The organism is Yersinia massiliensis CCUG 53443, from assembly GCF_000312485.1.
In the GTDB taxonomy this organism is placed as follows: Bacteria; Pseudomonadota; Gammaproteobacteria; order Enterobacterales; family Enterobacteriaceae; genus Yersinia; species Yersinia massiliensis.
This window is the reverse complement of the sequence record NZ_HE997651.1, coordinates 60643-66939: the sequence shown is the minus strand read 5'-3', so window position 1 is coordinate 66939 and position 6297 is coordinate 60643. Positions and strand designations below refer to the sequence as shown.

The following is a 6297-nucleotide window of genomic DNA, read 5'->3' as shown; positions in this document are numbered from 1 at the left end:
ATGAAGGGTAAACTTAGACCGCTTCAAGCCGTGCATACGCCGCCACCAACCACTTAATCCCCTCACCTGGGAACGCCACTTGCAACCGGCTATGCTCACCGCTACCTTCCAAGTTAACGATGGTGCCTTCGCCAAATTTAGGATGGCGCACACGTTGGCCCAATGAAAAGCCGCTGTCATTCTCATTCATTGGCGTGCCCATACTACGGTGGTTCACAGGACGTGAGACTGTCGCACGCAACCGCACTTCTTCAACGCACTCTTGCGGCAATTCGCCGATAAAACGCGAAGGGCGATGATTCACTTCTTTACCGTACAACCGGCGACTTTCGGCATAACACAATGTCAGTTTTTGCATCGCACGCGTCACACCAACGTAAGCCAACCGACGCTCTTCTTCCAGCCGCCCGCCTTCATCCAGCGACATCTGGCTCGGGAACATGCCTTCTTCCATGCCCACGATAAAGACTTGCGGGAACTCCAACCCTTTCGCTGAATGGAGCGTCATTAATTGCACCGCATCCTGATAAGCATCTGCTTGCCCCTCGCCTGCTTCTAAGGCCGCATGAGAGAGAAACGCTTGCAGTGGCATCAGATCCTGATCTTCATCCTGATAACTGTATTGGCGAGTCGCATTGACCAGCTCTTCAAGGTTTTCAACACGCGCTTGGCCTTTCTCGCCTTTTTCCTGCTCGTACATCGACCACAACCCAGAATCACGGATAACTCGGTCTGTTTGGACATGTAAAGGCATATCGGCGGTTTCATGCGCCAGCGAGTCGACCAACTCGACAAAACGTTGTAGTGCAGAAGCTGCGCGGCCTGCCAGTACCTTTTCCTGTAACAAGGCACGAGTGGACTGCCATAAAGTCAACTGACGGTCACGGGCCGTTTGGCGCACCACATCGAGTGTGCGATCACCGATACCGCGAGTTGGCGTGTTGACCACGCGTTCAAAGGCGGCATCATCATTGCGATTAGAGACCAAGCGCAAGTAAGCCAGCGCATCTTTGATTTCCTGACGTTCGAAGAAGCGCTGGCCACCATAGATGCGATACGGCATAGCGGTTTGCAGCAAGGCTTCTTCCAATACGCGCGATTGGGCATTGCTGCGGTATAAGATGGCGCAATCATTCAGCGCACCGCCGTTTTCCTGCCAAGCGCGAATGCGGTTAACCACAAAACGGGCTTCATCCAACTCGTTAAATGCGCAATAAATTGAGATGGGCTCGCCTTCGCCCCCTTCGGTCCACAGGTTTTTCCCCATGCGACCCTCATTATGAGCAATCAGGGCGTTCGCTGCGGTCAGAATATTGCTGGTTGAGCGGTAATTTTGCTCCAAACGAATGGTTTCTGCGCCGGGGAAATCGTTCAGGAAACGTTGGATATTCTCGACCTGCGCCCCGCGCCAGCCATAAATTGACTGGTCGTCATCGCCGACGATCATCACATTCGCGCGATCCCCGGCCAGCAGACGAATCCATGCGTACTGGATGTTGTTGGTATCTTGGAACTCATCCACCAGAATGTTGGTAAAACGTTCGCGGTAGTGGTTCAGAATATGGGGTTTATTGAGCCAGAGTTCATGGGCGCGTAGCAACAGTTCGGCAAAATCCACCAGCCCCGCACGGTCACAAGCTTCCTGATAGGCCTGATAAATGCGCAGCCAAGTAGCTTCAACCGGATTACCATAGCTTTCAATGTGCTGGGGGCGTAGCCCTTCGTCTTTTTTGCCGTTGATGTACCACATGGCTTGACGCGGCGGCCACTGTTTCTCATCTAAGTTCAACGCCTTGATCAAGCGTTTTAATAAGCGCAACTGGTCATCGCTGTCCAGAATTTGGAAATCTTGCGGTAGATTAGCGTCCAGATGGTGAGCACGCAGTAAACGGTGTGCCAACCCATGGAAAGTGCCGATCCACATCCCGCCCTGACTGGTGCCTATCAGATGTTCGATGCGGTGGCGCATTTCTGCCGCCGCTTTATTGGTGAAGGTGACCGAGATAATGGAATACGGCGAGGCGTTCTCTACCGACAGTAACCAAGCAATACGATGCACCAATACTCGGGTTTTTCCGCTGCCCGCACCGGCCAATACCAACAGGTTGCAGCGTGGCGCAGCCACGGCTTCGCGTTGTTTTTCATTCAGGCTGTCGAGCAGATCAGAAACGTCCATAGGCACCGTTTATCGGGTAAGGGAAGCGGGCAAAATCACCGTTTTCGGGCTGTTTTGCCACCATTCCACTGTGAATTTATACAGAGTTATTGCAGGGGATTATAGCAATGCTGTCAGGGAAGCCAACTGCGAAATCTCAATATGTGGCAATAATCGGCTATCACTGGCGGTCATCAGGCTTTGCTGACGGTCATTAATCCAGCATGCTTGCATGCCGCAGCGCAGAGAACCCGCCACATCGGTGGTTAAATCATCACCAACATGCAGGATGTTTTTCAGTGGGATATCGAGACGATTTGCCGCTTTATGGTACATATCACGGAACGGCTTGGCACGGCCATGAGGGCCGGATCGCAACACAAACTGGAAATAGTTATCGAGGCCGCAAGCTTTCGGGTCGGCATTACCGTTAGTGATTGCCACCAGCGGATAATGTTCCGCGAGTGCGCTCAGGGTATCGTGGGTTTCTGACGGTACATAAATCCGGCTACGCCAGAGTGCAAAGTTCTCCATGGCAGCATCGGCACCAGATTGCGCCTCTGACTTGCTCAAGCCATGGCGCATCAAACCCAGTTCGATGGCATGCCAGCGCCACTGCGTCACATCGTGATAAATGTCTGGATCTTGTGCCAGTAACTCACTGCGAAAACGTTGGAAATCCGCAGGTTGTAACTGCGCTAAATTGGGATGGTACTGCTGTAAAAAAGCCACTGACTCTTGTTCAGTACGGGTAATAACCGGCCGATTGTCATACAGCGTGTCATCCAAATCGAAGGTAATGGCGGAAATACGCTCAAGTGGACGATAAAAGTGCATCAGGATTTGCCTCGTTTGGCCCGTGGATGAGCAGCATCATACACTGTCGCCAGATGTTGAAAGTCGAGATGAGTATAAATTTGTGTGGTGGTCAGATTGGCATGACCGAGTAACTCTTGCACTGCACGCAGATCGCCGCTGGATTCCAGCATGTGGGTAGCGAATGAGTGGCGCAATTTATGCGGGTGAATATGGCTACTGACGCCCTGCTTCACGCCCCACTCTGCAAAGCGTTTTTGCACATTACGCGCTGAAATTCGCTTGCCTGTGTTGGCCAAAAAGATGGCATCGTCTTGCGGTTCGAACAATTCACGCAGCGCCAGCCAGTGATTCAACCATGTCACCGCCGTTTTACCGATCGGCACTTTGCGTTCTTTGCTGCCTTTGCCCATGACCCAAACTTCACCGCTGGCCAAATCCACGTGTTTGCAGTTCATGCCAACCAGTTCAGAGAGACGCAGCCCCGCGCCGTACATCACTTCCAGCATCGCACGGTCGCGTACTGCCAATGGATCATTAAGATCGATATCCAGCAGTTTATCCACTTCATCGACATCAATATTCTTTGGCAGATGGCGGCCAGCGCGTGGCGTACTGACCCCTTTGGCTGGATTAGCGATTAACACACCTTGGCTAACCAACCAATCAAGGAAGCTGCGCAACGCCGAGAGCCTCAAAGCCAGACTGGAGGCGTGCAAACCGGCACGTTTACTGCGGGAAACCAATGAGCGCACTTGCGCAGCATCCAGCGCTTGCCAATGCGCCAATCCCATTTGTTCGCCCATTTCCATGAGCGCCTGTAATTGGCGTTGATAGCTAGTAATAGTGAGGGGGCTAAGCTGACGCTCCACTTTAAGATAGCGCAGGAAAGCCTCTACCTGCGGGGCAAGTGAGGCGCTGAATTCGGTCATACTGGTTCTATCCAACGCTCCAGCAGGCTTGGCAATAACGTGGACAACTGACTCAGCATCACGGTACCCATGCCTTGCTGATAATGCTGTGTATCGCGGCTGCTAAAGATAACCACGCCCAAATCACCTTCTTTACCCAGCAATGACAGTGCCACAGAACCGACCTGTTTTGCCTGAGGCAATAACAGCAGCAGTTCAGGCCCATTTAAGCTGCCGAGATAATGATTATCACTGCCTAGCCGTTGAATACGCAGCGGTTCGAAAGCATGGCGGGACAGCCCTAAATGAGCGAAATCAGAGGGTGCGCCGATGTGCCAGCGGTCGTTAAACAACCGAATATTGGCACCGCTTAGCCCGAACTCTCTGGCCCAACGTTGCAAGCGATTGAGCATATCTTGCAAGCTAGTGGCGGCGGCCAGATGGCTTTGAAGTTGCAGCAAACGGTTGAACAGCACTTCGTTCAAGCCCGCTTGTTCCATCAGCAAGGTGATTTCTTCTTCCAACTGGCCAATCTGATTACGCTGCCGCCCCAGTTGCCACTCTACCAGCGAGACACTGCCTCGAACCGGATGAGGGATATGCATCTGTTCGACCAGACGGGCATTGCGGATAAAGAAGTCGGGATTTTGCAATAAGTACTGCATGACAGCATCGTCATCTAACTCGATGCCCGCTAACGCCTGCTCCTCATAACTTTTCATGTCACACCCGTCATACTTCATTACCTGTTATCAATAGTTATAGATGGATAAATCCATCATATACATGGGTGGCTGGCCCCGTCATATACAGCGGATAGCCTGGCCCTTTCCAACTGATATGTAAACTGCCGCCCGGCAGTTCTACCGTGACGTCTTCGTCCAGCAGTGATTGCTGGATACCAACCGCGACGGCGGCGCAAGCCCCGCTACCACACGCTTGGGTCTCACCCGCACCGCGTTCATACACCCGTAGACGGATACTTTCGCGGCTAACCACTTGCATAAAACCAATATTAGCCCGTTCAGGGAAACGCTCATGGCTTTCTAATACTGGCCCCAGCAACGCAACATTGGCGACCGAAACATCCTCAACCTGTAGCACACAGTGGGGATTGCCCATCGACACCACACCGCATAATACCGTTTGTTCCGCCGCACGGAAAATATAGGTTTTCTCCGCTTTAGTGGCGCGAAAAGGAACGGCTTGCGGGTCAAAATTGGGTTCGCCCATATTCACGCACACCAATTCATCTTCCGTGACACTCAATACCATACGGCCAGTTTGGGTACTGACACGGATATCACGTTTATTAGTTAAGCCTTTTAGCCGGACAAAACGAGCAAAACAGCGCGCACCATTGCCACACTGCGCAACTTCACTGCCATCGGCATTAAAAATACGATAGTGAAAGTCCAGTTCAGGATCGTAAGGCGGTTCCACCACCAACATCTGGTCAAAGCCCACGCCAGTGTGCCGGTCTGCTAATCGACGGATTAACTCCGGCGAAAAGTAAACATTTTGGGTAACTGCATCGACAACCATAAAGTCGTTGCCAAGACCGTGCATTTTGGAGAACTGCATCTCATACTCCGCTGTCTTTCATTTTATTTCTGGCTACATTCGGTACTGGCAAAGCTCGGTACTGACATTATCTGGCGGCGATGAGGTTAATCACTGAGGCCCGGCAATCGTCTGGCTCTGTTTAGCCCCTGATAAATCTTGCTGATTGCGTTCTATCTGGCCACTATCAGGTTTCGTCGTTTCTGTTTTTGGTTTGTCTGACGGTGGAAAGTATAACGGACCTTTCAGGCCACAACCGGATAGCGTGAGTACCATCATCGCCACCAGCGGCCAACATAGTTCTTTTTTCATTTTTAACGCCTGTAAATTGTTTTAGCGCATTAATGCCTGTGATTCATGCGCCCAAGGTCTCTATAATCGCAGGTGGATCATGAAAAGCAATAGGAATTGAATATGAACGATACCGAGTTTCATCAGTTAGCCGATCAATTGATGCTTTGCATTGAAGAAACACTGGATGCTTTTAGCGGTGATAGCGATATCGATTATGAAACCAATGGCGGGGTGATGACCCTGACGTTTGAGAATGGCAGTAAGATTGTCATTAATCGCCAAGAGCCTTTGCATCAGGTGTGGCTGGCGACCAAAGCGGGTGGCTATCATTTTGATTACCGTGATGGTCACTGGTATTGCTCACGCAGTGGCGCAGAGTTTTTCGCCCAGTTATCCGAAGCCGCCACCACACAAGCGGGCGAAGAGGTGAGTTTCGGCGAGTAAACACGCAGCGAATATAAGCGCAGCCAGTAAACGCATCCCGATGAGCTGACTCAAGTCAGTGATTCGGGTAAGTGAGCGCAGTTAACACCCCTGCGGCTTCAAGGGCGAAGGGGG

At 51.7% G+C, this 6297-nt stretch carries 7 protein-coding genes; 1 reads left to right on the top strand and 6 read right to left on the bottom strand.

Going from position 1 to position 6297, the window contains the following annotated elements:
• Positions 1 to 13: 13 nt before the first annotated feature.
• From uvrD to lptM, 6 genes are all read right to left on the bottom strand, one after another.
• Positions 14 to 2176: a DNA helicase II gene (gene uvrD, locus BN68_RS21060; protein WP_019213163.1), complete on the bottom strand. Its 2163-nt coding sequence runs from the start codon at positions 2174 to 2176 to the stop codon at positions 14 to 16.
• A 99-nt stretch (positions 2177 to 2275) separates the two neighbouring features.
• Complete coding sequence (gene yigB, locus BN68_RS21055; protein WP_019213162.1) at positions 2276 to 2992, bottom strand: 5-amino-6-(5-phospho-D-ribitylamino)uracil phosphatase YigB; 717 nt, start codon at positions 2990 to 2992, stop codon at positions 2276 to 2278.
• The gene (gene xerC, locus BN68_RS21050) at positions 2992 to 3903 is read right to left on the bottom strand and encodes a tyrosine recombinase XerC (RefSeq protein WP_019213161.1); all 912 of its coding nucleotides are present in this window, start codon (positions 3901 to 3903) and stop codon (positions 2992 to 2994) included. Before xerC ends, yigB begins: the two co-directional genes overlap by 1 nt.
• Complete coding sequence (locus tag BN68_RS21045; protein ID WP_019213160.1) at positions 3900 to 4604, bottom strand: DUF484 domain-containing protein; 705 nt, start codon at positions 4602 to 4604, stop codon at positions 3900 to 3902. The genes xerC and BN68_RS21045 overlap by 4 nt, the downstream gene beginning before the upstream one ends.
• A 37-nt stretch (positions 4605 to 4641) precedes the next feature.
• Complete coding sequence (gene dapF / locus BN68_RS21040; RefSeq protein ID WP_019213159.1) at positions 4642 to 5466, bottom strand: diaminopimelate epimerase; 825 nt, start codon at positions 5464 to 5466, stop codon at positions 4642 to 4644.
• Positions 5467 to 5556: 90 nt separating this feature from the next.
• Positions 5557 to 5757 carry an LPS translocon maturation chaperone LptM gene (lptM, locus tag BN68_RS21035; protein ID WP_019213158.1) on the bottom strand — a complete coding sequence of 67 codons (201 nt, stop codon included), beginning with the start codon at positions 5755 to 5757 and terminating at the stop codon, positions 5557 to 5559.
• Positions 5758 to 5859: 102 nt separating this feature from the next.
• On the opposite strand from lptM, the gene cyaY reads away from it, so the two are divergent.
• Positions 5860 to 6183: an iron donor protein CyaY gene (gene cyaY, locus BN68_RS21030; protein ID WP_019213157.1), complete on the top strand. Its 324-nt coding sequence runs from the start codon at positions 5860 to 5862 to the stop codon at positions 6181 to 6183.
• Positions 6184 to 6297: the final 114 nt, after the last annotated feature.

Excerpts from the sequence above, each read along its gene's own strand:
- dapF (WP_019213159.1), bottom strand. The coding sequence starts at position 5,466 with ATGCAGTTCTCCAAAATGCACGGTCTTGGCAACGACTTTATGGTTGTC.
- cyaY (WP_019213157.1), top strand. The coding sequence starts at position 5,860 with ATGAACGATACCGAGTTTCATCAGTTAGCCGATCAATTGATGCTTTGC.
- uvrD (WP_019213163.1), bottom strand. The coding sequence starts at position 2,176 with ATGGACGTTTCTGATCTGCTCGACAGCCTGAATGAAAAACAACGCGAA.
- xerC (WP_019213161.1), bottom strand. The coding sequence starts at position 3,903 with ATGACCGAATTCAGCGCCTCACTTGCCCCGCAGGTAGAGGCTTTCCTG.
- BN68_RS21045 (WP_019213160.1), bottom strand. The coding sequence starts at position 4,604 with ATGAAAAGTTATGAGGAGCAGGCGTTAGCGGGCATCGAGTTAGATGAC.
- yigB (WP_019213162.1), bottom strand. The coding sequence starts at position 2,992 with ATGCACTTTTATCGTCCACTTGAGCGTATTTCCGCCATTACCTTCGAT.
- lptM (WP_019213158.1), bottom strand. The coding sequence starts at position 5,757 with ATGAAAAAAGAACTATGTTGGCCGCTGGTGGCGATGATGGTACTCACG.